This window comes from uncultured Thioclava sp. (assembly GCF_913064665.1).
Classification (GTDB): Bacteria; Pseudomonadota; Alphaproteobacteria; order Rhodobacterales; family Rhodobacteraceae; genus Thioclava; species Thioclava arctica.
This window is the reverse complement of record NZ_CAJYBT010000004.1, coordinates 87,675-111,194: the sequence shown is the minus strand read 5'-3', so window position 1 is coordinate 111,194 and position 23,520 is coordinate 87,675. Positions and strand designations below refer to the sequence as shown.

Genomic DNA, 23,520 nt, shown 5'->3' with positions numbered 1-23,520 from the left:
CCTATGAACCTCAACCAGATTTTCAATATGATCATCCGCATATTCCTGCGCCGTGGGATCAATTGGGGGATCAACAAAGGCATGTCGATGGTTTCAAATCGCGACAAGCAGCCCAAGTCGATGACCCCGCAAGAGCGTGCACAGTCCCAGCAAATGCGGGACGCCACAAAACGCGCGCGCAAGGCTGCGCGCATCACCCGGCGGTTTTAACGCAGGCCGCGCTTAGCGCCCCTGACGGCGCGCCATGAAGGCGAGGCGCTCAAACAGGTGCACATCCTGCTCGTTCTTGAGCAGCGCGCCATGCAGCTTGGGCAGCAGGTTGGCCCCGTCGCGTTTGAGGTCTTCCGGGTCCAGATCTTCAGCGAGCAAAAGTTTAAGCCAATCAAGAACTTCCGAGGTGGAAGGTTTCTTTTTCAGGCCCGGCGTTTCGCGGATTTCGTAAAACTGCGTCAACGCCTCGGCCAACAGGCGTTCCTTGATTTCGGGGAAATGCACGGCCACGATCTGACGCATCACCTGCGGGTCGGGAAAGCGGATGTAATGAAAGAAACAGCGGCGCAAAAACGCGTCGGGCAGTTCTTTTTCATTGTTTGAGGTGATGATCACCACGGGGCGATGGGCAGCGCGGATGGTTTCGCCTGTTTCGTAGACATGAAACTCCATCTTATCAAGCTCTTGCAGCAGGTCGTTGGGGAACTCGATATCGGCTTTGTCGACCTCATCAATCAGCAAGACGACGCGGCGATCTGCCTCAAACGCTTGCCACAGCTTACCCTTGCGGATGTAGTTTTTGACGTCACTGACGCGCTCGCCGCCAAGGCCCGGGCCGAGCTGGCTGTCGCGCAACCGGCTGACGGCGTCATATTCATACAGGCCCTGCTGCGCTTTGGTGGTGGATTTGATGTTCCACTCGATCATCTCCATGCCAAGGCTCGCCGCCACCTGACGCGCCAGTTCGGTCTTGCCGGTGCCGGGCTCTCCCTTGACCAAAAGCGGGCGTTGCAACGCCACGGCGGCATTCACCGCAATGCTGAGATCTGGCGGGGCGACATAGGTTTCGGTCGATTGGAACTGCACAGGGATCGGCCTTTGGCTGAGGGGAGGCGCGCAAGGATGTTGCGCCAATGGGGCGCAAACTAGCCCTGCCCAATTGCTGCCGCAAGTGCAGCGTAGATTTTGAGAGACAAAGCGCGAGAAGCTGTGAATGGAGACGTGACAACCCTATCTTCATGGGGTATTGGAGCGCCCGAGGAGTGGTGGCACATGGCAAATTTTGATCAAAGTGGCACGCCCGGCACGGAAAAGAGGGCCGCGATGAAAGCAGAGACCTTCCTACCGGATGATTACCGTCCGGCCGAAGATGAACCCTTCATGAATGAACGGCAGATGGAATATTTCCGCCGGAAATTGCAGGCGTGGAAGACCGAATTGCTCGAGCTTTCCGCAGAGACGCTTGAAGGATTGGCCGAATCGGCACGCAACGTGCCCGATATCGCCGACCGTGCCAGCGAAGAAACCGATCGTGCGCTGGAACTGCGCACTCGTGATCGGCAGCGCAAACTGGTCAGCAAGATCGACGCCGCGTTGCGCCGGATCGAGAATGGCGAATATGGCTATTGCGAAAAAACCGGAGAGCCGATCTCGTTGAAACGTCTGGATGCGCGCCCGATCGCCACGATGACGCTTGAGGCTCAAGAAAGGCACGAGCGCCGCGAGCGGGTTCATCGCGACGATTGATCTGGCGCATTTGCGTTGCAGATTTGACATTGCGCAAAGACAGTATCTCACCGGTGCCGCAGGGTGCCGGTGAACGCGTTTAAAAGGGTATATTATGCTGATCGGACGCAAGGTTACGGTGCTTGGAGGCGGGGTCGCGGGGCTTAGCGTGGCGCGCGCTCTGGCCTTGCGTGGGGCCGAGGTCGAGGTACTCGAACAGGCCGAGGCGATCCGTGAAGTTGGCGCAGGCTTGCAAATCTCGCCCAATGGCGCGCGGGTGTTGCGCGCGCTTGGGTTGGGCGATGCGCTGGCGCAGGCCGGGCCTACCGCCGAGGCCGTTCAGTTGGTGGATGGCGAAACGGGCGGGCAGGTGGCGCGCCTTGATCTGGCGCGGTTGCGCCCCGGCGCGCAGTATCATTTTATCCACCGTGCCCGCCTGATCGAGATGCTGGCGGAAGGCGCGCGTGACGCAGGCGTGCAAATCCGTCTGCTGCAACAGATCGACAGCATCAATCTGAGCGGCGATCGCCCGCGTCTGCAAACCGCGCAAGGGGCCACCTATGAGGCCGATCTTTTGATCGGGGCGGATGGGCTGCATTCCAAGCTACGCGAGGCGCTGAACGGGCGGGTCGCGCCGTTCTTCACCCATCAGGTAGCGTGGCGCGCGCTGATTCCCTGTGCGCCGGATGCGCCCAATGTGGTGCAGGTTTTCATGGGGGCCAAGCGCCATTTGGTCAGTTATCCGCTGGGCGGGGGCCTGCGCAATATTGTCGCCGTCGAAGAGCGTCATTCCTGGGTCGAGGAGAGCTGGGCGCTTGAGGATGATCCGATCAACCTGCGTGTGGCGTTTGAGGATTTCTGCCCCACCGTCAAAGGCTGGCTGGAGCAAGTTGAGCAGGTGAACCTGTGGGGTCTGTTCCGCCACCCTGTGGCCGAGCATTGGTATGGCAAACACGCCGCTATTCTGGGCGATGCCGCGCATCCGACCTTACCGTTTCTGGCGCAGGGCGCGGTGATGGCGCTGGAAGATGCCTGGGTCTTGGCCGAGGCGTTGGCCACGCATGACAGCGATGAGGTCGCATTTGCCGCCTATCAAGCGGCGCGCCATGATCGCTGTGCGCGTATCGTCAACGCGGCGAGCAAAAATGCGCGCAATTATCACCTGACTGGTGTGCCCCGTACGGTTGGGCATCTGGCGATGCGCGCGGCGTCTCGCTTTACGCCTAAGAAACTGGTGGCTCGATTCGACTGGATCTATGAGCATGACGTCACAAACGGGGCCGGGGCGCGCCGCGGCTAACGCATGTCAGGACATCATGAATTGCTTGGCCAGTTTGAGCCCCTGACCCTGATAGTTTGACGCAATCCCTGCGCCGTAAAGCTGTGCGGGTTCTTGCGCCATGCGCTCATAGACAAGCCGTCCGACGACCTGCCCATGTTCCAGCGCGAACGGGGCCTCGTGACAGCGCACCTCCAGCACCCCGCGCGAGCCATGACCGCCTGCCAGACCATGCCCGAAACCGGGGTCGAAGAAGCCCGCGTAATGCACGCGAAACTCACCCACCATCGCCAGATAGGGGGCCATTTCGGCGGCGTGATCGGGCGGGATCGTGACGGCCTCACGCGAGACCAAGATATAGAACGCACCGGGGTCCAGAATGATGCGGCCGTCGCGCGTGCGCACCTCTTCCCAGAACTCTGAGGCGGGGTAATGCGCGATGCGATCAAGGTCGATCACTCCGGTATGGGGCTTGGCGCGATAGCCCACCAGATCGCCCTCACGCGGGCGCAAATCCACTGAGAAGCCCAGCCCGTGATCGATCACCGCCACGCCATCGACCAGCGGTTCTTGCTGATGCAGGATCTTCAGCTCGGCATCGCTGAGCGTGGCCTGCCCGGCGCGAAACCGAATCTGATTGAGCCGCATGCCGGGACGTACCAAAACGCTGAAGGAGCGCGGGCAAATTTCGGCATAGAGCGGGCCTTGATAACCCTGGGGGATTCGGTCGAACTCAACCCCTTCATCGGTGATCAGGCGCGTCAGCAGATCAAGCCGCCCGGTCGAGCTTTTGGCATTGGCCACAGCGGTCAAGCCCTCGGGCAGCGCAAGACTTTCCATCAGCGGCACCAGATAGACGCAGCCCTTTTCCAGCACCGCGCCTGCGCTGAGATCCATGCGATGCATCTCAAATTCCGCGAGACGCGATTCGACGCGCGCGCCTTTGCCCGCAAGGAATGAGGCACGCACGCGATAGGCCACAGTGCCCAGACGCAAATCGAGGCTGGCGGGTTGGATCTGTTCGGATGTGATCGCGGGTTCGGCGGTGATCTCGCCGCGCGCGATCATCTCGCGCAGCATCGTGTCGGGCAAAACGCCGATGGTCATTGCTTGGCTCCTCGCGATACACAAATGCCCACCCCAGCGAAGGGGTGGGCATTTGTCGAATTGGTCGGGCTGGCGAGATTCGAACTCACGACCTTCCGTCCCCCAGACGGACGCGCTAACCAGGCTGCGCCACAGCCCGACGAGGGGCATATAGAGGCAACCGGGCGGGCTGTGCAAGACGTTATGCGAAGAAATTTTCTCGCCGCGTAAAAACCCATCTCCGCCACCGTTAAACGCCCGTATCGGGGGCGCTGTCAGGGGTGGGCTGGAGCGTTTGGCTCAATCGTGTCCGCAAGGCTTTGGCGCGCAGGGCCAGCATGCGCAGATCGCGCAAATCCGCCGCGCTCAACCGAGATTTGTCGATCTTGGCAAGGCGCGCGCCGAGGGCGGCGCGGCTGACATTCATCGCCACGGCGCGGGCGTCAAACGGTGCCTCGGACTCAGGTGTCGGGGCTGGCGTTGAATCGGGTGTTGAATCGGGCAGCACAGGTTTGGCCCGTTGTGCCGCTGGCGTGATCTGCAAGGAATGCACCGGGCGCATCGGCTCTGGCTCGGGCTCGACATCCAGCGCGATCGGGGCCTCTTCACCGCCTGCATCAAACAGTGAGGGCTGGGCGTCAGGCTCTTCGGGTGTGATTGGCGGCGCAGAGGGGAAGGGCGTGACAGAGGCGCTTGCGCCAACATCTTCGGCCGTGTCTGCGGCTTGCGGCGCGTCGTCCGTGTCGCTTTGTGTCGCCTCAAAAAAGGCGGAGACATGGTGAACGCCCTCTTCGCGCAGCAATTGCTGCACGCTGCGAATCGTCATCCCGTCATCATGCAGCAGATGGCGAATCCCACCCAGCAGCGCGACATCGCCGGGGCGGTAATAGCGCCGCCCGCCGGCACGCTTGACCGGTTTCACCTGCGTGAATTTGCTTTCCCAGAACCGCAGCACATGGGTCGGCGTTTCCAACAGGTCGGACACTTCTGAAATGGTTCTGAACGCGTCAGCGGATTTGCCCATCGGCCCGTCCGTTATTTCGCGTTGCCAGACGCCACCCGGTCTTTCATCAGATGCGAGGGGCGGAACGACAGCACCCGGCGCGGGCTGATCGGAACCTCTTCGCCGGTCTTGGGATTGCGCCCCATCCGTGGGGCCTTGTCGCGCACTGAAAATGTGCCAAACGAGCTGATTTTGACCGTCTCGCCGCGCACCAGCGCATCCGACATATGTTGCAGCACGCTTTCGACGAGCTGCGCGGATTCGTTGCGTGACAGGCCGACCTCGCGGAAGACCGCTTCGCTGAGATCCATACGCGTCAGTGTCTTGGACATATCGTTCCCCTGGGTCAACGGTTTTGCTCACAGTGACCGAAGGGAATTCCCGAGTCAATATCAAGGGCTTGTGGCGCGCTCTTGATGCGCGCCGCTTCGCCAATGCGCGCGCTTACCAGCGCAGCACGACCGAGCCCCAGGCCAGACCGCCACCGATCGCCTCGGCGACGATCACCTGACCCTCGTGAATCTGACCGCGTTGACGTCCCACCGATAGGGCCAGCGGGATCGAGGCCGCCGAGGTATTGCCGTGATCGGCCACCGTGACCACGACGTGATCCATGCCCAGACCCATCTTTTCAGCGGTCGCCTTGATGATGCGCAGATTGGCCTGATGGGGCACGATCCAGTCGACATCTCCAGCCGTCATCCCGGCCTTTTCCAACGCGTTTTCAGCGGTTTGTGCCAATTTCACGACAGCGTGGCGAAACACTTGATTGCCCTGCATACGCAACACGCCAGCCGTCCCCGTGGTGGACACCCCGCCATCGACATAGAGCAACTCGCGATAGCGCCCGTCCGAATGCAGATCGGATGACAGAATCCCGCGATCTTCCTTGGTGCCGGTGCCCTGCGCCGCCTCAAGGATCAGCGCGCCCGCACCATCGCCAAACAGCACGCAGGTGCCACGATCTTCCCAATCCAGAATGCGCGAAAATGTCTCGGCACCGATGACCATCACCCGTTCGGCCTGACCCGACAGGATCAGCCCATTGGCGTTGGTCAGCGCAAAGATAAAGCCCGCGCAGACTGCTTGCACGTCATAGGCAAATCCGGTGGTGGAGCCGAGTCCCGCCTGCACCATCGTCGCAACGGCAGGAAAGGTGTGATCGGGGGTCGAGGTGGCGACGATGATTGCGTCGATCTGATCCACGCTCATGTCCGCATCATCCAGCGCGGCTTGGGCGGCCTTGATCGCAAGCTGCGAGGTGGTTTCCCCCTCGGCTGCAAAATGGCGCCGTTCAATCCCGGTGCGCGAACGAATCCAGTCATCCGTCGTGTCGAGCGTTGCCTCGAACTCGGCGTTCTCGACCACACGTTCGGGTAGATAATGGCCGACGCCCCGCACTACGGATCTGATCGTCATTGGCTGCTCTCGCTTATTTCCGACGCCTGTGCGTCTTGTGTTGCGCTATCTTCGCCCTCTGGCAGGGCCAAAGCAACCCGAGCCGCCAGTTTGGCACCAAACCCGGATTGCGCCAGTCGTGCCGCCAAAGAGATCGCGGCGGCAAATCCGGTCGCATCGGCAGAGCCGTGCGATTTCACCACCGTGCCATTGAGACCCAGAAACACACCGCCATTGGCGCGGCGCGGATCGACCTTGGCGCGCAGGCGTTTGAGCGCCCCCATCGCCAAAAGTGCGCCCAGCTTCGCCAGCAACGATGAGGTCAGTGCCTCACGCAGCAATTCGGAAACGAATTTCGCGGTGCCTTCGCCGGTTTTCAGCGCGATATTGCCGGTAAACCCATCGGTCACGATTACGTCAGCGCGATCGGCGGGCAGGTGATTGCCCTCGACGAAGCCGACAAATTCGAAGCCGCCCGCCTCTTGCGCGCGCCCCATCATTTCATAGGCTTCTTTCAGCTCGGCGCGGCCCTTATGCTCTTCGGTGCCGACATTGAGCAGCCCGACGCGCGGACGCGTCAGCCCCAGCGCGTTGCGCGCATAAGAGGTGCCCATCAGCGCATAGGTCAGCAGATCGGGCGCATCGGCCTTAACATCGGCGCCCATATCCAGCATGACATTCCACCCCGCCGGCCCGCGCGAGGGCCAGAACGAGGCGATGGCCGGACGGTTCACGCCCTTGAGCTTGCGCAGCCGGATCATCGAAATCGCCATCAGCGCGCCGGTATTGCCGCAAGACACTGCGACATCGGCCTCATGCTCGCGCACCGACTCGATGGCGGACCACATCGAGGTATCCTTGCCCGAGCGCATGACCTGCGCGGGCTTGTCCTCCATCGTGACGGCGCGATCGGCATGACGCAGATCAACGCAGTCTTGCAGTGCGAATTTGGCGATCAGCGGGCTCAGCGTGGCTTCGGGGCCGTGCACGATAAAGCGCAGGGCAGGGGTTTGACGTGCCGCAATCGCCACGCCTCCCAAAGTTGCCTCCGGTCCCAGATCCCCCCCCATCGCGTCGATGGAAATGACAACAGCGCCAGCATCTGCTGGCGCTTTGCCACGGGGGTTGGCCTGCGTTTGCGCGGCCGTATCGCTGAGGCCCGTCTGCTGCTGGTCTTGCGCGTTTGGCATGACGTGTGCGGCGCGGGTCAAGCGGGCTTACGCCGCGTCGTCGTCGAGATCGACCTCTTCGGTCATCGCAACGATCTCACGATCATCGTAATGGCCGCAGGACGCGCAGACGTGATGGGGACGCTTCAATTCACCACAGTTCGGGCATTCTGCCGGATTTGCAGCGACGAGAGAGTCGTGTGCGCGACGCATGTTGCGGCGGGAGCGCGTGACTCGGTTCTGAGGGACAGCCATGTCTCAACCTCGGATTATTGGGGCGGATAGGCCCGTGTGAGCGGCATTACTGCCTTGATTTTCCAGCGGTTTCGCGATCGGCGCGTAGGTCGCTCCGGATCCGAAATCAAACTTCGAACGAGGCCGGGAACATACTCGGTTTCTGTGGGTGCGCAAGCCCCTTTCTTGGGCTTTTTTTCACCCCCGCGCGCGACCCCTAGCACAAGGCCGAACCCGCGCGCATCGCCAGACCCGATCAGCCCTTTTTATCGCCCTCATCGCGGTTTTGCATCAGCGCACGCAGATTGGCGAACGGCTTGATCTGCTCTTCGCTCAGCGGTTCTGCGCCCGGTTCGGTGACACTCGCCGTGCTTAGGCTTGCGCCCGGCGCGCGTGGATACAGGGGCAGGGCCAACTCCAACGCCTCCAGCGCCACGCCTGCCAGATTGACCGATGCCGGCAGCGGTTCGGTGCTGTCATCTTCGGGCATCTCGACCTCTTCCTCGCTTGGCATCTCCATATGGGCCAGATAGCGGCGCGTGACCGTTTCGTGAATTTTCGTGGTGACCGGAGCGAGTGAGATCACACATTCCTGAACCACCGTGGCGGACAGGGTTGCGCTGAGTTCCCAGTCGCTGCGCCCGTTGGGGCGCAATTCACCTTTGAGGCGCAGCGCCTCAACCCCCACGATATCGGCCCATTTGGCAATTGCCGCACGGGTCGGGGCATCGGCCACCAGATCAAAGCGCGTGATTTTGCGCGCGGGCAATTCGGCCAGACGCAGGGGATGGGACCAGATTGCCTCGGGGGCGTGCGGGTCGGATTGAGTCATCGTCGCACCTTTCTTTGGGGTCTTAAGGGCAGCAGCGGCGGTTGAGCGCTTGAGAGCGGCGCAGTCATGCTGTAAGCGTCGATAAAAGCCCGAAGACGCAGAGGCAAGAGGGTGTGCAGGTGGGGAACGGTTGGATGACGCGGAAGATAGCGCTGTTTGTGGCCTTGAGTATGGCCTTTTTGATGGGGGCATGCTCGCCTATCTATCGCAATCACGGCTATGTGCCGCTTGAGGAAAACCTCTCACAGATCACGGTTGGCAAAAGTACCCGCGACGATGTTGCGGCCGCCATCGGTCGTCCCAGCTCAACCGGACTGCTTGAAGGGTCTGGCTGGTATTACGTCGGTTCGCGCTGGAAAACGGTGACTTGGCACGCCCCCAAAGAGATCAAACGCGAAGTCGTGGCGATCTCGTTTACCAATAAGGGCGTCGTGAGCAATGTCGAACGCTTCGGTATGGAGAAGGGCGAAGTGGTGACGCTGTCGCGCCGTGTGACCGAAAGCAATGTCAAAGGCATCGGTTTCATCCGTCAATTGATGGGCTCGATCGGGCGCGTCAGTGCCGGGCAGCTACTGGGCAAGAACTAACAGCGCTTTGCACGCCAAGCCGGTTGCTCTAGGCTGCGCGCTGTGATCAAGGCTGCGCGGGGGCGGCGATTGGACCTGTCCTTTTCCAAAGGCACTTTACGCGTGCGTCGGGCGCAAACTGCGGCCGACCTTGACGCGTTGCAGGCTTTGCGCGCGCAGGTGTTTCGCGCCGGGCGCTGTGATCAGGACCGTTTTGATGCGCGCGCCAACCATGTGATGATCGAGGACGCCTCGGGCACATTGCTGGCAGGGTTTCGCCTGCTGCTGCTCGAAGATGTGGCCGCCTTGCAGGACTGCTATACCGCGCAAAGCTATGATGTGACGCCCTTGGCCCAGCTTGGGTTGCCGATGTTGGAGCTTGGGCGATTTTGTGTGTGCCCCGGTCTGCGTGACCCCGATGTGCTGCGTCTTGGCTGGGCGGCGATCACCCGGCTGGCCGAGGCACGCGGTGTGCGGCTGCTCTTTGGTTGCACCTCATTTCCCGGCGCCGATTGGCACGCCCATCACGCGGCCTTCGCCCATCTCGCGCGCCACGCAGTTGGCCCCGCCGCGCTGCGCCCCCATCCCAAAGCCCCCGCACGCATCGCCCTGAGCGCAGCTCCCCCCGCTCAAACCGGGCCGCAGGATGGCCCCGTAGCCTTACCGCCCTTGTTGCGCTCCTATCTCGGGATGGGGGGCTGGACCTCGGATCATGCGGTGATCGATCATGATTTGCAGACCTGTCACGTCTTTACTGCGCTGGAGCCTGCCAAAATTCCGCCGCCCCGGCTCAAGGCATTGCGCAATCTCTTGATGTAATTGGTGCGCGCCATTGACCTTTCGCGCGCGCCCCCTTAGCTGGCGCTCATGGCACGCGCACCCCTTCTTCAACTCTCCGATATCTCGCTGACCTTTGGCGGCAATCCTGTCTTTGACGGGCTCTCTATGATCGTTCAGCCGGGTGACCGGGTGGCGCTTGTGGGGCGCAATGGTTCAGGCAAATCCACCTTGATGAAGGTGATGGCCGGGCTGGTGCAGCCCGATAGCGGCGCACGCGTGGTCCCGCCCGGCGTGACGGTCGGCTATATGGAGCAAGAACCCGATCTGTCAGGTTTTGAGACTTTGGGCGAGTTTGCTGCCTCTGGCCTTGACCCGGCCGAATCCTACAAGGTTGAGATGGCGGCTGAGGGGCTGAAATTCCTACCCGAAACCCCGGTTGCGACCGCATCGGGCGGGGAACGCCGCCGCGCCGCCTTGGCAAAATTGCTGGCCGAGTCGCCCGAACTGATGCTGCTCGATGAGCCCACCAACCACCTCGATATCGAGGCAATCGGCTGGCTTGAGCAACAGCTACGCGAAACCCGGCGCGCCTTTGTGCTGATTTCCCACGACCGCGCCTTCCTGCGCGCGCTCAGCCGCGCCACGCTGTGGATCGACCGGGGCCAGGTCAAACGCAACGAACAGGGATTCGAGGCGTTTGAGGATTGGCGCGAAAAGGTCTGGGCCGAGGAAGACGACGCCCGCCACAAGCTTAATCGCAAGATCAAGGCCGAGGCGAAATGGGCCGTCGAGGGTATCTCGGCGCGGCGCAAACGCAATCAGGGCCGGGTCCGCGCGCTGCAAGAGCTGCGCGCTGAACGTGCCGGTCAGATCAAGCGCCAAGGCGTCGCCGCAATGGAATTTGACGCAGGCCCGCAATCGGGCAAGCGCGTGATCGAGGCCACGGGCCTGTGCAAATCCTTTGGCGACAAACAGATCGTGGCCGATTTCGATTTGCGCGTGCTGCGCGGGGATCGCGTGGCCTTTGTCGGCCCCAATGGCGTGGGCAAAACGACGTTGCTGAAAATGCTGACTGGCGAAATCGCGCCCGATTCTGGCACCGTAAAGCTGGGCACCAATCTGGATGTGGCGGTGTTTGATCAGGCGCGCGCCACGCTCAACCCCGAGCAGACGCTGTGGGACGGGCTGGTGAACGATCCTGACATGGCGGTAAAGGGCAATTCCGATCAGGTGATGGTGCGCGGCACGCCCAAACACGTCGTGGCCTATCTCAAGGATTTCCTGTTTGACGAACAACAAGCGCGCAGCCCCATTCGCGCGCTATCTGGCGGAGAACGCGCCCGCCTGCTGCTGGCGCGGATCATGGCGCGCCCCTCGAACCTGCTGATTCTGGATGAACCGACCAACGATCTGGATGTCGAAACGCTCGATCTGCTGCAAGATTTGCTGGGCGAGTATGATGGCACCGTGCTGCTGGTCAGCCACGATCGCGATTTCATCGACCGCGTGGCAAGCACCACGATCGTGATGGAAGGTGATGGCCGCGCGACTGTCTATGCGGGCGGCTGGAGCGATTATCAGACGCAAAAATCCCTGACTGCCGCCGCGTCTGCGCCCGAAAGCAAACCTGCCAGCACGTCCAAACCCGCGCCTGCCGCGCCAAAGCCCGCGAAATCCGCAGCGCTCAGCTTTACTGAACGCCATCGCCTTGACGCGCTGCCCGCCGAGATCGAACGCATCGAGGCCGAAATCGCCAAGCTGGAAACCTTTCTCGCCCAGCCCGATCTGTTCACAAAAGAACCCCTCAAGTTCAAAAAGGGCACCGAGGCGCTGCTTGAACGCCAACAAGCCCTCGCCGCCGCCGAAGAAGACTGGATGACGCTGGAGCAAAAGGCGCAAGACGCTTGATTGCGCTCGCGCTTATGGCTTTCATCTGGCACTAAATACTCCGGGGGGTGGCGCAGCCAGCGGGGCAGCGCCCCTCACACGCGGCCATCGGGGGCGAACATGAGCAGTAAGACAGGTCCGCTCACCGGGCTGCGGATCGTGGAAATCTCGGGCCTCGGCCCAACGCCTTTCGCCGCGATGTGTCTGGCGGATATGGGCGCGGATGTGATCCGCATTGCGCGCCCCGGCTCCAGCGGGCCAGAGGCTCATGTGTTGGGTCTCGCGGTCGATATCCTGGACCGCGGCCGCGATGTCATCGAACTTGATCTGAAATCAGATGAGGGCCGCGACACCGCGCGTGCCCTGATTCAGCGCGCAGATGCGCTGATCGAAGGAATGCGCCCGGGCGTGATGGAGCGTCTCGGGCTTGGCCCGCAAAACTTCTCCGATCATCCGGCTCTGGTTTACGGGCGCATGACCGGCTGGGGGCAAACGGGTCCGCTGGCGCACACCGCTGGCCATGACATCACCTATCTCGCGCTCAGCGGTGCGCTGCATGCGATTGGTCCCAGCGAGGCACCCGCGATTCCGCTTAACCTGCTGGGGGATTTCGGCGGCGGCGGGATGTATCTGGCTTTCGGGATGCTCGCGGCCCTGCATCATGCGCGCGCCAGCGGTCAGGGACAGGTTGTGGATTGCGCGATCACCGATGGGGTGGCGCATTTGATGGCGATGATCACGGGCATGGCGGGGCAGGGCGCGTGGGTCGATCAGCGCTACGCCAATCTGCTCGATGGGGCGGCGCCGTTTTATACGACATATCTCTGTGCCTGCGGAGGGCATATCGCGGTCGGCGCACTTGAGCCGCAATTCTGGGCGCAGCTGCTGGACGGGCTTGGGTTGCGTGCGCATGACCTGCCCAATCGCGACAATCGCGACACCTGGCCAGAACTGCGCGCCCAGATCGCTGCGCGATTCGCGACTCGCCCGCGCGATGACTGGGCGGAGGTGTTTCGCGAAACTGATAGCTGTGCCGCCCCGGTGCTGTCGCTGGCCGAGGCGCGCGCGCATCCCCAAAACGCTGATCGTGCGAGCTATCTCATCCAAGACGGACTGGCCCAGCCCGCGCCCGCCCCGCGTCTCTCGGCAACGCCGGGTCAGGCGGGCGGCGCGCCACAACGTCTAACCCCAAAACAGGCGCTTTCGCGCTGGCAGGGTTGAGAAAACCCCGGAATTTCCCTTGACAGTTGAGGGGCGATCCTCGATATGGGCACGACCCGGCGGGAAGGCTTCTTTCCGCCGGGACTCGTTTTTGCAACTCGTTCCCTAAGGAACGCGCAGTTCGACGGCGGGCCATCTGGCCCACGAAACCCCGGGGAACCGGGTGCCACAGGGCGCGGATGAATGAAAAGGAAAGACCCATGTTTGCGGTCCTCAAGACCGGTGGTAAGCAGTACAAAGTTCAGGCGGGCGATCTGCTCCGCGTGGAACTGCTCGCAGCCGAAGCTGGCGATAAAGTCCAGTTCAACGAGATTCTGATGGTCGGCGGCGACAAGCCCCAGCTCGGCACGCCGCTTGTGGCAGGTGCTGCGGTGCAAGCCGAAGTCATCGACAACATCAAGGCCGACAAGGTCATCACCTTTCACAAGCGCCGCCGGAAGCACTCCTCGCAGCGTACCCGTGGCCACCGTCAGCAACTGACGCTGCTGCGTGTGACCGATGTTCTCGCCACTGGTGCGGATAAATCGGGCGTGAAAGAGGCTGTCGGCACCGCGATCGCACGTCGCGCAGCCCATGGCACCAAAGGCGAGGCCGCTGTTGCAGCCAAGCCCGCCGCCAAGAAAGCAGCCCCCAAGGCCGAAGCGAAAGCTGCGCCCAAGGCGGAAGCTGCCGTGATGGAAGCCGATGATCTCAAAGTGATCACCGGTCTGGGCCCGGCTGCCGAGAAAAAGCTGAACGAAGCGGGTGTCACCACCTTCGCTCAACTCGCCGCGATTGATCCCGAAGCCTTTGAGGCCGTCAAGGTCAAGGCTGAATGGGTCGCTCAGGCGCAAGACCTCGCGAAATAAGGAGAGACAAGCATGGCACATAAAAAAGCAGGCGGTTCCTCCCGTAACGGGCGCGACTCTGCGGGTCGCCGCCTTGGCGTGAAAATGTTCGGTGGTCAGGACGCAATTTCTGGCAACATCATCGCGCGTCAGCGCGGCACCAAATGGTGGCCGGGCGAGGGCGTTGGTATGGGCAAGGACCACACCATCTTCGCCGTTTGCGAAGGCAAGGTTACCTTCCGCAAGGGCCTCAAGGGGCGCACCTTTATTTCGGTTCTCCCCGTACAGGAAGCCGCCGAGTAAGCCGAAAATCCCGGCATGACATTAAGGGGATCGGCTGCAAGGCTGGTCCCCTTTCCTTTATTTTTTGCTCTGCAACTTTGGGGCGAAAAGAGGGGCGAGGGGGTGAAACTGTCATCTCAGCGCCCTATTTCTAGTCTATCTGGTGTTTGGGAAAGAGGAGCCCGAGGGCCTAAGCGTTCGAGGAGGAACGCCAATGTATCAAGAAATGATTTCCAGCCAACCGGTGATTGAGGCAGAGCGCTTTACGTTGCGCCCTCTGCGCCGCTCGGATGCGGGGCTGATTGCGTTTTACTGTGCGGATAAGCGCGTGGCCGAAGGCACGCGTGCGATTCCCCACCCGCTCCCCCCCGGCACTGCCGAAAATTTCGTCGCGCGCGCCCAAGCTGAGGACCGTGTCGAAGATGTCTGGGCGCTGGATGGGTCGGCCCATGGTCTGGCCGAACTGCTGGGCGTGGTTTCGCTGACCCGGCTTGAGGGCGGGCAATCCGAGGTCGGCTATTGGGTCGGGCCTGGGTTTTGGAATACCGGCATCGCCTCGCAAGCCGTAGCCGCGCTGGTTCAAGCAAATCCGCATAAGGCGCGCACACTGTTTGCCGAAGTGTTTCAAGATGATCCGGCCTCGGCGCGGGTGCTGACCAATTGCGGCTTTGATTATCTCGGCGATGCGGAAAGCTGGTCTTTGGCGCGCGGGCGCCATGTGCCGACCTGGACTTATTTGCGCAAAATGTGAGGCGCATTTTGAAGGCGTGTTGGGGAGGGACGGCCCTCCCCAAACCCCACCCGCCGGAGGGGCGCTGCCCCGTCCGGACCTCCCTGGAGTATTTTTGGCTAGATGAAATGGTCGATTTTCATTCATCTAGCACGAAATACTCCGGGGGTGTGGGGGCCGCGCCCCCACGCAACGCTTGATCTGCGCGCTTGGGCGGCGTATCCCCGCGCCTTAGCCAGAGCCAAGGGTCACACTGATGAAATTTCTAGATCTCGCCAAAGTTTATATTCGCTCGGGCGGCGGTGGTGCGGGCTGTGTCTCGTTCCGGCGCGAGAAATATATTGAATTTGGTGGTCCCGATGGGGGCGACGGCGGCAAGGGGGGCTCGGTTTGGATCGAGGCGGTTGACGGGCTCAACACGCTGATCGATTTTCGCTATCAGCAGCACTTCTTTGCCAAGACCGGTCAACATGGGATGGGCAGCCAGCGCACCGGCAAGGATGGCGCGGATGTTGTGCTGAAAGTGCCAGTGGGCACCGAGATTCTGGATGAAGACGAAGAGACCCTGATCGCGGATATGACCGAGGTCGGACAGCGCGTGCTACTGGCCAAGGGAGGCAATGGCGGCTGGGGGAACCTGCATTTCAAATCCTCGACCAACCGCGCTCCGCAACGGGCCAATCCGGGTCAAGAGGGGGTGGAGCGCACGATCTGGCTACGCCTCAAACTGATTGCGGATGCGGGATTGCTGGGTATGCCGAATGCGGGCAAATCGACCTTTCTGGCCTCTGTGTCCAACGCCAAACCCAAGATCGCAGATTACCCGTTCACAACGTTGGTGCCCAATCTGGGCGTCGTCGGTGTGGATGGGCGCGAATTTGTCATCGCCGATATTCCCGGTCTGATCGAGGGCGCGTCCGAGGGGCGCGGCTTGGGCGATCAGTTCCTTGGCCATGTCGAGCGCTGCTCGGTCTTGTTGCATCTGGTGGATGGCACGTCCGAAACGGTAGCGCAGGATTGGCGCACGATCACGGATGAATTGGCCGCCTATTCGCCCGAGTTGGCTGATCGTCCGCGCGTGACGGTTCTCAACAAAATTGACGCGCTTGATCCCGATACCCGCGCCGAGCGGCTGGCCGCGCTGCAGGCCGAAACGGGCGGGCGTGTTATGGAGATGTCGGGCGTGTCCAAAGAGGGCGTGGAGCAAGTCTTGCGCGCGCTCTGGGCGCAGATCGCGGCGGCCAAGCCCAGTGCACATGAGGACACGCCTTGGAGACCCTGACGCTGCCTGATCTCAGCTGCGCCAAGCGGCTTGTCGTCAAGATCGGATCGGCCTTGCTGGTCGATCAGGACGGCCTGCGCGAGGGGTGGTTACAGGGCCTCGCCAAAGACGTGGCGGAATTGCGCGCGCGCGGCACCGGGGTGGTGATCGTGTCATCTGGCTCGATTGCGCTGGGGCGGCGGGTGCTGGGACTGGGGACGGGGGCATTGCCGCTCGAGCAAAGTCAGGCCGCGGCAGCGGTCGGGCAAATTCGGCTGGCGCGCGCCTATGAACAGGCGCTTGGGCCTCATGGTGTGATCACGGCTCAGGTCTTGGTGACGCTGGAGGATACCGCAGATCGGCGGCGCTATCTGAATGCGCGCGCCACGCTTGAGACCTTGATGAGCCTTGGCACCGTGCCGATCGTGAATGAAAATGACACGGTCGCCACCGATGAAATCCGCTTTGGCGATAATGACCGTCTGGCGGCGCAGATTGCGGTGACGATTGGGGCCGATCAGCTGGTGCTGCTCTCGGATGTAGACGGGCTTTACACCGCCAATCCGAAAACCGATTCCAGCGCGCGCCATTTGCCCGTGATCGCTCATATCACACCTGAGATCGAGGCGATGGCGGGCGATCCAGTGTCGGGCCTCTCCAAGGGCGGGATGAAAACCAAGCTCATGGCGGCAAAGACGGCCGTTGCGGCGGGCTGTGCGCTGGCGATTGGCGAGGGCTTTGTCGAGCGCCCGCTGTCTGCGCTGCAATCGGGGGCGCGCAGCACTTGGTTCCTACCCGAGGGGGATCCGCAGGCGGCGCGCAAACGCTGGATCGGCGCGATGAAGTCGCGCGGCGAGTTGTTTGTCGATGCGGGCGCGGTCGCGGCGCTGCATTCGGGCAAATCGCTATTGCCTGCCGGGGTGACCAAGATCGTTGGGCGTTTCGGGCGCGGGGAACCAGTGACCATAGCGGGGCCTGACCGGGCGATTTTGGGCAAGGGGCTGGTACGTTATACTGCAGAAGAGGCGCGCCAGATTGCGGGCCATCGCTCGGGCGAGATCGAGGCGATTCTGGGCTCTCCGGCGCGCGCGGCGCTGATTCATCGCGACGATATGGTCGTGGGCTAAGCGCGCCCCGATTGTGGTGACGGCGCTGTCTCCGAAGCGTGATTTCTGCACATATTTGGCGTGATCTCTCGCGTTGCGCTAAGGCAATGACGCGCTTGGAAAATCCTCCGACTCAGGGCGCGGCCATGCGCCTGCGCGCGGGTTCGGGGGCGGATAAATCACGGCGAATTCATCGCCGACGCTTCCGTCGATCACGCGCCTTCAACTGATTGGAATAGAACGATTTTATCGGCTGACCGCGCTTTGGGCGCAGGCTATATCAGCGTGTGAAGCCGAGGGGCTGTCGGATGGCGCAAACGCCAGAGACGCGACAGACCAGGACGGTTTCTCAACTTCGCCCCGCGACATCCGGGGGCGTTCAATGGAGCAAAATATGCGTTCCTTCATTCTTCCCGTAGCCGTCGGTCTTGCGCTTGCCACCAGTTCCGTTGCGATGGCGGCCAGCTCGAAAATGGTTGATGGCACGATCAAGTCGATCGACATGAAAACCCATAGCGTCACGATGGCGGATGGCACCAGCTACATGGCTGGCAAGCATGTCAATCTGAAGCGGCTGAAACTGGGCGAGAAAGTCGCTGTGACCGTTGGGCACAAGGGCAAGACCCTTGAGGCGTTGAAAATCGCGCCCGCCAAAAGCTGATTTCCCCACCGGAATTGGAAAACGGAGGCCCCTCGGCCTCCGTTTTTTGGTGTGCGATCAAGAGGCGATGCGATCTAAGATGCGCGCCCAGGACCGAATGCCTTTGTGGAAGCTGTTCACATCATATTTCTCGTTTGGCGAGTGGATCGCGTCATCGTCATTGGCGAATCCGATCAGCATCGCGTCCATCCCAAGGATCGACTTGAAGTAATAGGCAATCGGGATCGAGCCGCCCATGCCGGTGATCACGGCCTCGCGGTTCCACTCCTCTGACAGCGCCTGACGGGCCTGCTCGAATTCGGGGCGGTCGGTGTTCATCACCGCAGCCGGCGCACCATCAAGATCATTGTCCCACGTGATCTTGGCATCGGTGGGCAGGCGGGCTTCGACATGGGCGCGCAGCACTTTGCGCACATGATCGGGGTCCATATCGCCCACAAGACGGCAGGTGATCTTGCAATGTGCCTCAGCCGGAATCACGGTCTTGGATCCCGCGCCCTGATAGCCGCCCCAAAGCCCGTTGATTTCCAAGGTCGGGCGCGCCCATTGTTGTTCCAGCGCAGAATATCCCGCCTCGCCATGGGCCTTTGTCATGCCGACGCTGGACAAATACTCATGCTCGTCAAAGCCGCAGGTCTTCCACGCTTCAAGCTGCTCGGGCGCAACTTCGTGCACGCCGTCATAAAACCCTTCAACCGCGACACGACCCTGATCGTCATGGAAGCTGGCGATGATCTTGGAAATTTCGCGCAGCGGGTTGAGCGCGGGGCCACCGTAATGGCCCGAATGCAGGTCGATGCGCGGCCCGCGCAGGGTGAATTCATCCTTGAGCATTCCGCGCAACTGACCCGCAATCGAGGGCACGCCGGGCGAGACCATCGAGGTGTCACAGATCAGCGCCAGATCGCAGGTCAACTCTTCGGCATTTTCTTTCATGAACGGGATCAGCGAGGGCGAGCCTGATTCCTCTTCGCCCTCAAGGAAGATCGTCAGATTGCCGGGCAGGGTGCCATTCACCGCCTTATAGGCACGGCAGGCTTCGATGAAGGTCATCAACTGACCCTTGTCATCTGACGCCCCACGCCCCCGGATCACCCGGCCATTTGGGGTGTCCTGAATTTCGGGCTCAAACGGGGGGGTGTTCCACAGCTCCAGCGGGTCAACGGGCTGCACGTCATAGTGGCCATAAAACAGCAGGCGTGGGCCCTCGCCACGGTGATGCGCCACCACCATCGGATGCCCGGTGGTTGGCCGCAAGCTTGCCTCAAAGCCCAGCGAATTCAATTCGTTCACCAGCCAGTCCGCAGCGTCCTTCGTTTCGGATTTATACGCGGGATCGGTCGAGATAGAGCGGATTCGCAGCAGCTCAAACAGCCGCGTCATTGCGGGTTCCAGACCGGTATCGATTTCAGTTAGCACGTCGTTCAGACCCATTCGGACCTCCTTTATTTTGCCATAGCGTAAGGCGCGGCGCGGCACTGTCCAGTGCGGCTGACATCCAGCTGCGACAAATTGTTAAAAATGAATGTTTGCTTTTTGCGTATCTTTTAGACATTTTTGCCCCTCGGGAGAGGAATTTGACATCAGTCAAAGTAACGCTTGTTTAGTCCGACTAGGGCTAACCCCAGCGAACGGAATAGCAAGGGATGCGCAAGATGGATTATGACAACGCACTCGATCAGGCGATTGGGAAACTGCACGCCGAGGGTCGCTATCGTGTGTTTATTGATATCGAGCGAGAGAAGGGCGCATTTCCCAAGGCGGTCTGGACGCGCGAAGATGGCACCAAGAAAGACATTACCATCTGGTGTGGCAACGACTATCTGGGCATGGGCCAGCATCCCGTTGTTCTGTCGGCCATGCATGAGGCGCTTGACGCCACTGGCGCTGGCTCGGGCGGCACTCGTAACATTTCTGGCACCACGGTCTATCACAACCGTCTGGAAGCCGAGATTGCTGACCTGCATCACAAAGAGTCGGCATTGGTGTTTTCCTCGGCCTATATTGCCAATGACGCGACGCTCTCGACGCTGCCCAAGCTGTTTCCCGGTCTGATCATCTATTCTGATGAGCTCAACCACGCCTCGATGATCGAGGGGATCAAGCGCAATGGTGGCTCCAAGCGGATCTTCCGTCACAATGACGTGGCGCATCTGCGCGAATTGCTGGCCGCCGATGACCCGGCTGCACCCAAGCTGATCGCGTTTGAATCGGTCTATTCGATGGATGGCGATTTCGGCCCGATTTCCGAGATTTGCGATCTGGCCGAGGAATTCGGCGCGCTGACCTATCTGGATGAGGTCCATGCGGTGGGCATGTATGGCGCGCGCGGTGCCGGTATTGCCGAGCAGTTGGGCGAGATGGATCGCATCGATATTTTCAACGGCACGCTGGGCAAGGCCTTTGGCGTGTTTGGTGGCTATATCGCGACCAGCGCCAAGATGGTGGATGCGGTGCGCTCCTATGCGCCGGGCTTCATTTTTACCACCTCGATCCCGCCGGCCATTGCTGCGGGCGCTGCGGCCTCGATCGCGTTCCTCAAGACCGCAGGTGGGCAAGAACTGCGCGATATGCAGCAGCTTCACGCCAAAGTGCTGAAAATGCGTCTCAAAGCGATGGGTATGCCGATCATTGATCATGGCAGCCATATCGTGCCGGTGATCATTGGCGATCCCAAACATACCAAGGCGCTGTCAGATATGCTGCTGGAGGAATTCGGCGTCTATGTGCAGCCGATCAACTTCCCCACAGTGCCACGCGGGACCGAGCGTTTGCGCTTTACCCCCTCGCCGGTGCACGACCTTGGGATGATCGACGGATTGGTCAAGGGCATCGATAAACTCTGGTCGCACTGTGAGCTAAATCGCGCCGAAGCCTCGGCTTAACCGATTTCTGCGCGTGCGCGGCTCTCTTGCTTGTGATAGGTCTTTCCTAATCGAAATGGCTATACGCCGCGAATCGAGACGGGCAGAAACTTGAGGCAGGGACGGGCAGCATGATCGGGCGAAGGGCCACACCTTCGACGCAGGACGGTGATAAGCCAAAAGGCTTTGATGATTTTGAACTGCGTTTGGGCGATGTAATGCGAGGCGAGCGTGCGACGCTGGCCAAGTCTTTGCTGGATGTGCAGCGCGAGTTGCGCATCAAGGCCGCCTATATCGCCGCCATCGAAAGCTGTGATGTTGAGGCGTTCGATACGCCCTCGTTTATCGCAGGCTATGTTCGCTCCTACGCCCGTTATCTTGGTCTTGATCCGGAATGGGCGTTCCAACGCTTTTCCGCAGAATCGGGCTATGAGCCGATCCATGGCATGGCTGCCGCAGCCTCTGGCCCCAAACCGCAGCGCCACCCGACCGATGTGGCGCATGCGCTGGCCAATCCCAACGCCACCTTCATTCCCAAGAAAAAGGCCTTTTGGGCCCATGTCGAACCGCGCGCCGTGGGCTCGCTTTTGGTGCTGGCACTGATCGCGGGTGGCATTGGTTATGGCGGCTGGACCGTCTTGCAAGAGGTGCAGCGCGTGCAGCTGTCCCCGGTCGATCAGGCTCCTGGCGTGGTTGCCGATCTTGATCCGCTTGATTCGGTGACGCAGGACACGCAGCTTGCGCAGAACGACACATTGCCCAACATGCCAAAACCCGAGGCGAGCGACCGCATCTATCGCCCCGTTGCGCTTGACGCGCCGGTGCTGATTTCGCGCGATGGTCCGATTGCCTCGATCGACCCGAATGCCAAAGATGGCAGCGTGCTACATCACGCGGCCGGGGCGATTGCCCCCGATCTGACGCCAAATATCATTGGCGGCGATCCGACCCAATTTGCCAGCGCGACGGGTAACAAAAGCAGCATTCAATCGGCGGTGGCCAAGGCGCTTGGGGCCGATGCGCCGGAAGTCGTCGTGATGGCGGTGCGCCCGTCCTGGGTGCGCATCAAATCTGCCGATGGCGCAACGATCTTTGAGAAGGTCATGGATGCGGGCGAGCGGTTTGTGCTGCCCAAGCTGGCCGAAGCGCCCAGCATGCGCACGGGCGAATCCGGCGCGATCTATTTTGCCGTTAACGGCGTGACCCATGGCCCGGTTGGCAAGCGCGGCGAGGTGACGAAGAATATCACCCTCTCGCCGAGCAATCTGGATGACAGCTATCCGGTCGCCGATCTTGGCCAAGACAAGGATCTGGCCAAGATGATTGCCGTGGCCGATGCTGGCCCGGTTGGCGCTCAGCCCGACGCTGCACAGCAGTAACTAGCCGCTCACAATTGGGGTCCAGACGTTGCGTCCGCGCAGGGCTTGGCCTATGTGTAGGGCGAAATCCGCGAAGGAGGGGGCGATGTCTCTCAACCCGGTGCGCCCGTGGCGCAATATCTACCGCCGTAAATCCCGTCAGATCATGGTTGGCAACGTGCCCGTTGGGGGCGATGCACCGATCTCGGTGCAGACGATGACCAATACCGATAGCTCGGATGTGCGCGCGACGCTCGATCAAATCCTGCGCTGCGTTGATGTGGGCGCTGATATCGTGCGCGTCTCGACGCCAGATGAATCCAGCACTCGTGCGCTGCGCGAGGTTTGCCGCGAAAGCCCAGTTCCCATCGTCGCGGACATCCATTTCCACTACAAGCGCGCGATTGAGGCCGCCGAGGCAGGCGCGGCCTGTCTGCGCATCAACCCGGGCAATATCGGCGATGCCAGCCGCGTGCGCGAGGTGGTGAAGGCGGCCAAGGATCACGGCTGTTCGATCCGCATCGGCGTGAATGCCGGTAGCCTGGAAAAGCACTTGTTGGAAAAATACGGCGAGCCATGCCCCGAAGCGATGGTGGAAAGCGGCCTAGATCATATCAAGCTTCTGGAAGATAACGATTTTCACGAGTTCAAGATCTCGGTGAAAGCCTCGGATGTGTTCCTTGCCGCTGCCGCTTATCAAGGTCTGGCCGAGGCGACCGACGCGCCGATCCACCTTGGCATTACCGAGGCAGGCGGGTTGGTGTCGGGCACCGTGAAATCGGCGATTGGTCTTGGCAATCTGCTGTGGATGGGCATTGGCGACACGCTGCGCGTTTCCCTGTCCGCCGATCCGGTTGAAGAGGTTAAAGTCGGATTCGAGATCCTGAAATCGCTTGGCCTGCGTACCCGTGGCGTGCAGATCATCTCGTGCCCGTCTTGCGCGCGTCAGGGTTTTGATGTGATCAAGACCGTCGAGGCGCTTGAGCAACGTCTGGAGCACATCAAGCAACCGATGAGCCTGTCGATCATTGGCTGCGTGGTGAATGGTCCGGGTGAGGCGCTGATGACCGATATGGGCTTTACCGGGGGCGGGGCTGGCTCGGGGATGGTCTATCTCGCGGGCAAACAAAGCCACAAGCTGTCCAACGACCAGATGATTGAACATATCGTCGAACTGGTCGAAAAACGCGCCGCCGAGTTGGACGCTGCGCAGGATGCGGCCGAGTAAAGGCCGCAATAGAAAACCGCAGACCCTTGGGC

25 protein-coding genes and 1 tRNA gene are annotated in these 23,520 nt (G+C 61.2%); 16 read left to right on the top strand and 10 right to left on the bottom strand.

The genetic code is table 11. The features are described from left to right. Positions 1 to 3: 3 nt before the first annotated feature. Complete coding sequence (locus QZ571_RS02830; RefSeq protein WP_295531424.1) at positions 4 to 210, top strand: hypothetical protein; 207 nt, start codon at positions 4 to 6, stop codon at positions 208 to 210. A 12-nt stretch (positions 211 to 222) separates the two neighbouring features. On the opposite strand, the gene QZ571_RS02825 is transcribed toward QZ571_RS02830, so the two are convergent. Continuing rightward, complete coding sequence (locus QZ571_RS02825) at positions 223 to 1,077, bottom strand: MoxR family ATPase (RefSeq protein ID WP_295531420.1); 855 nt, start codon at positions 1,075 to 1,077, stop codon at positions 223 to 225. Between the two features lie 237 nt (positions 1,078 to 1,314). Here QZ571_RS02825 and dksA point away from each other — a divergent pair, with 237 nt between their 5' ends. Both dksA and QZ571_RS02815 read left to right on the top strand, forming a co-directional pair. Continuing rightward, a complete protein-coding gene (gene dksA, locus QZ571_RS02820; protein WP_295531518.1) occupies positions 1,315 to 1,737 on the top strand; it encodes an RNA polymerase-binding protein DksA in 423 nt (140 codons plus the stop codon). Positions 1,738 to 1,831: 94 nt separating this feature from the next. Then, complete coding sequence (locus QZ571_RS02815) at positions 1,832 to 3,016, top strand: FAD-dependent monooxygenase (RefSeq protein WP_295531417.1); 1,185 nt, start codon at positions 1,832 to 1,834, stop codon at positions 3,014 to 3,016. Between the two features lie 6 nt (positions 3,017 to 3,022). Here the strand turns inward: QZ571_RS02815 and QZ571_RS02810 are convergent, their stop codons facing one another. From QZ571_RS02810 to QZ571_RS02775, 8 genes are all read right to left on the bottom strand, one after another. Continuing rightward, positions 3,023 to 4,102 (bottom strand): 2'-deoxycytidine 5'-triphosphate deaminase, encoded by a 1,080-nt coding sequence (locus QZ571_RS02810; protein WP_295531414.1) that lies wholly within the window; start codon positions 4,100 to 4,102, stop codon positions 3,023 to 3,025. A gap of 61 nt (positions 4,103 to 4,163) precedes the next feature. Beyond that, a tRNA-Pro gene (locus tag QZ571_RS02805) sits at positions 4,164 to 4,241 on the bottom strand. A gap of 90 nt (positions 4,242 to 4,331) precedes the next feature. Then, on the bottom strand, positions 4,332 to 5,105 hold the full coding sequence (locus tag QZ571_RS02800) for a MerR family transcriptional regulator (protein ID WP_295531412.1): 774 nt from the start codon (positions 5,103 to 5,105) through the stop codon (positions 4,332 to 4,334). Between the two features lie 11 nt (positions 5,106 to 5,116). Further along, positions 5,117 to 5,416, bottom strand: a complete 300-nt coding sequence (ihfA, locus tag QZ571_RS02795; RefSeq protein WP_295531409.1) for an integration host factor subunit alpha — start codon at positions 5,414 to 5,416, stop codon at positions 5,117 to 5,119. Between the two features lie 112 nt (positions 5,417 to 5,528). Then, entirely contained in the window at positions 5,529 to 6,503 is a 975-nt protein-coding gene (locus tag QZ571_RS02790) for a beta-ketoacyl-ACP synthase III (RefSeq protein WP_295531406.1), read from the bottom strand. Then, positions 6,500 to 7,672 carry a phosphate acyltransferase PlsX gene (gene plsX, locus QZ571_RS02785; protein ID WP_295531403.1) on the bottom strand — a complete coding sequence of 391 codons (1,173 nt, stop codon included), beginning with the start codon at positions 7,670 to 7,672 and terminating at the stop codon, positions 6,500 to 6,502. Before plsX ends, QZ571_RS02790 begins: the two co-directional genes overlap by 4 nt. A gap of 27 nt (positions 7,673 to 7,699) precedes the next feature. Further along, complete coding sequence (gene rpmF, locus QZ571_RS02780; RefSeq protein ID WP_038131392.1) at positions 7,700 to 7,906, bottom strand: 50S ribosomal protein L32; 207 nt, start codon at positions 7,904 to 7,906, stop codon at positions 7,700 to 7,702. Between the two features lie 235 nt (positions 7,907 to 8,141). Next, positions 8,142 to 8,717: a YceD family protein gene (locus QZ571_RS02775; RefSeq protein WP_295531399.1), complete on the bottom strand. Its 576-nt coding sequence runs from the start codon at positions 8,715 to 8,717 to the stop codon at positions 8,142 to 8,144. Positions 8,718 to 8,851: 134 nt separating this feature from the next. On the opposite strand from QZ571_RS02775, the gene QZ571_RS02770 reads away from it, so the two are divergent. The 10 genes from QZ571_RS02770 (at position 8,852) to QZ571_RS02725 (ending at position 18,038) form a co-directional block, all read left to right on the top strand. After that, positions 8,852 to 9,304 (top strand): outer membrane protein assembly factor BamE, encoded by a 453-nt coding sequence (locus QZ571_RS02770; protein ID WP_295531396.1) that lies wholly within the window; start codon positions 8,852 to 8,854, stop codon positions 9,302 to 9,304. Positions 9,305 to 9,373: 69 nt separating this feature from the next. Then, on the top strand, positions 9,374 to 10,102 hold the full coding sequence (locus QZ571_RS02765; RefSeq protein WP_295531393.1) for a GNAT family N-acyltransferase: 729 nt from the start codon (positions 9,374 to 9,376) through the stop codon (positions 10,100 to 10,102). 48 nt (positions 10,103 to 10,150) lie between these two features. Continuing rightward, positions 10,151 to 11,971 carry an ATP-binding cassette domain-containing protein gene (locus QZ571_RS02760; RefSeq protein WP_295531390.1) on the top strand — a complete coding sequence of 607 codons (1,821 nt, stop codon included), beginning with the start codon at positions 10,151 to 10,153 and terminating at the stop codon, positions 11,969 to 11,971. A 99-nt stretch (positions 11,972 to 12,070) separates the two neighbouring features. After that, a complete protein-coding gene (locus tag QZ571_RS02755) occupies positions 12,071 to 13,171 on the top strand; it encodes a CaiB/BaiF CoA-transferase family protein (RefSeq protein ID WP_295531387.1) in 1,101 nt (366 codons plus the stop codon). A gap of 200 nt (positions 13,172 to 13,371) precedes the next feature. After that, on the top strand, positions 13,372 to 14,019 hold the full coding sequence (gene rplU / locus QZ571_RS02750) for a 50S ribosomal protein L21 (RefSeq protein ID WP_295531384.1): 648 nt from the start codon (positions 13,372 to 13,374) through the stop codon (positions 14,017 to 14,019). 12 nt (positions 14,020 to 14,031) lie between these two features. Further along, entirely contained in the window at positions 14,032 to 14,301 is a 270-nt protein-coding gene (gene rpmA / locus QZ571_RS02745; protein WP_295531381.1) for a 50S ribosomal protein L27, read from the top strand. Positions 14,302 to 14,494: 193 nt separating this feature from the next. After that, on the top strand, positions 14,495 to 15,031 hold the full coding sequence (locus QZ571_RS02740; RefSeq protein ID WP_295531378.1) for a GNAT family N-acetyltransferase: 537 nt from the start codon (positions 14,495 to 14,497) through the stop codon (positions 15,029 to 15,031). A 235-nt stretch (positions 15,032 to 15,266) separates the two neighbouring features. Next, positions 15,267 to 16,292, top strand: coding sequence for a GTPase ObgE (gene obgE / locus QZ571_RS02735; RefSeq protein ID WP_295531375.1), 1,026 nt, complete (start codon positions 15,267 to 15,269; stop codon positions 16,290 to 16,292). Further along, complete coding sequence (proB, locus tag QZ571_RS02730; RefSeq protein WP_295531372.1) at positions 16,280 to 17,398, top strand: glutamate 5-kinase; 1,119 nt, start codon at positions 16,280 to 16,282, stop codon at positions 17,396 to 17,398. Before obgE ends, proB begins: the two co-directional genes overlap by 13 nt. A gap of 373 nt (positions 17,399 to 17,771) precedes the next feature. Then, complete coding sequence (locus QZ571_RS02725; protein WP_295531369.1) at positions 17,772 to 18,038, top strand: DUF1344 domain-containing protein; 267 nt, start codon at positions 17,772 to 17,774, stop codon at positions 18,036 to 18,038. Positions 18,039 to 18,095: 57 nt separating this feature from the next. On the opposite strand, the gene QZ571_RS02720 is transcribed toward QZ571_RS02725, so the two are convergent. After that, the gene (locus QZ571_RS02720; RefSeq protein WP_295531366.1) at positions 18,096 to 19,472 is read right to left on the bottom strand and encodes a dipeptidase; all 1,377 of its coding nucleotides are present in this window, start codon (positions 19,470 to 19,472) and stop codon (positions 18,096 to 18,098) included. 221 nt (positions 19,473 to 19,693) lie between these two features. Here QZ571_RS02720 and hemA point away from each other — a divergent pair, with 221 nt between their 5' ends. The 3 genes from hemA (at position 19,694) to ispG (ending at position 23,488) form a co-directional block, all read left to right on the top strand. Then, positions 19,694 to 20,923 carry a 5-aminolevulinate synthase gene (gene hemA, locus QZ571_RS02715; RefSeq protein WP_295531363.1) on the top strand — a complete coding sequence of 410 codons (1,230 nt, stop codon included), beginning with the start codon at positions 19,694 to 19,696 and terminating at the stop codon, positions 20,921 to 20,923. A gap of 110 nt (positions 20,924 to 21,033) precedes the next feature. Continuing rightward, positions 21,034 to 22,281, top strand: coding sequence for a helix-turn-helix domain-containing protein (locus tag QZ571_RS02710; RefSeq protein ID WP_295531361.1), 1,248 nt, complete (start codon positions 21,034 to 21,036; stop codon positions 22,279 to 22,281). An 85-nt stretch (positions 22,282 to 22,366) separates the two neighbouring features. Continuing rightward, on the top strand, positions 22,367 to 23,488 hold the full coding sequence (gene ispG, locus QZ571_RS02705) for a flavodoxin-dependent (E)-4-hydroxy-3-methylbut-2-enyl-diphosphate synthase (protein WP_295531359.1): 1,122 nt from the start codon (positions 22,367 to 22,369) through the stop codon (positions 23,486 to 23,488). The last annotated feature ends 32 nt before the right edge of the window (positions 23,489 to 23,520 follow it).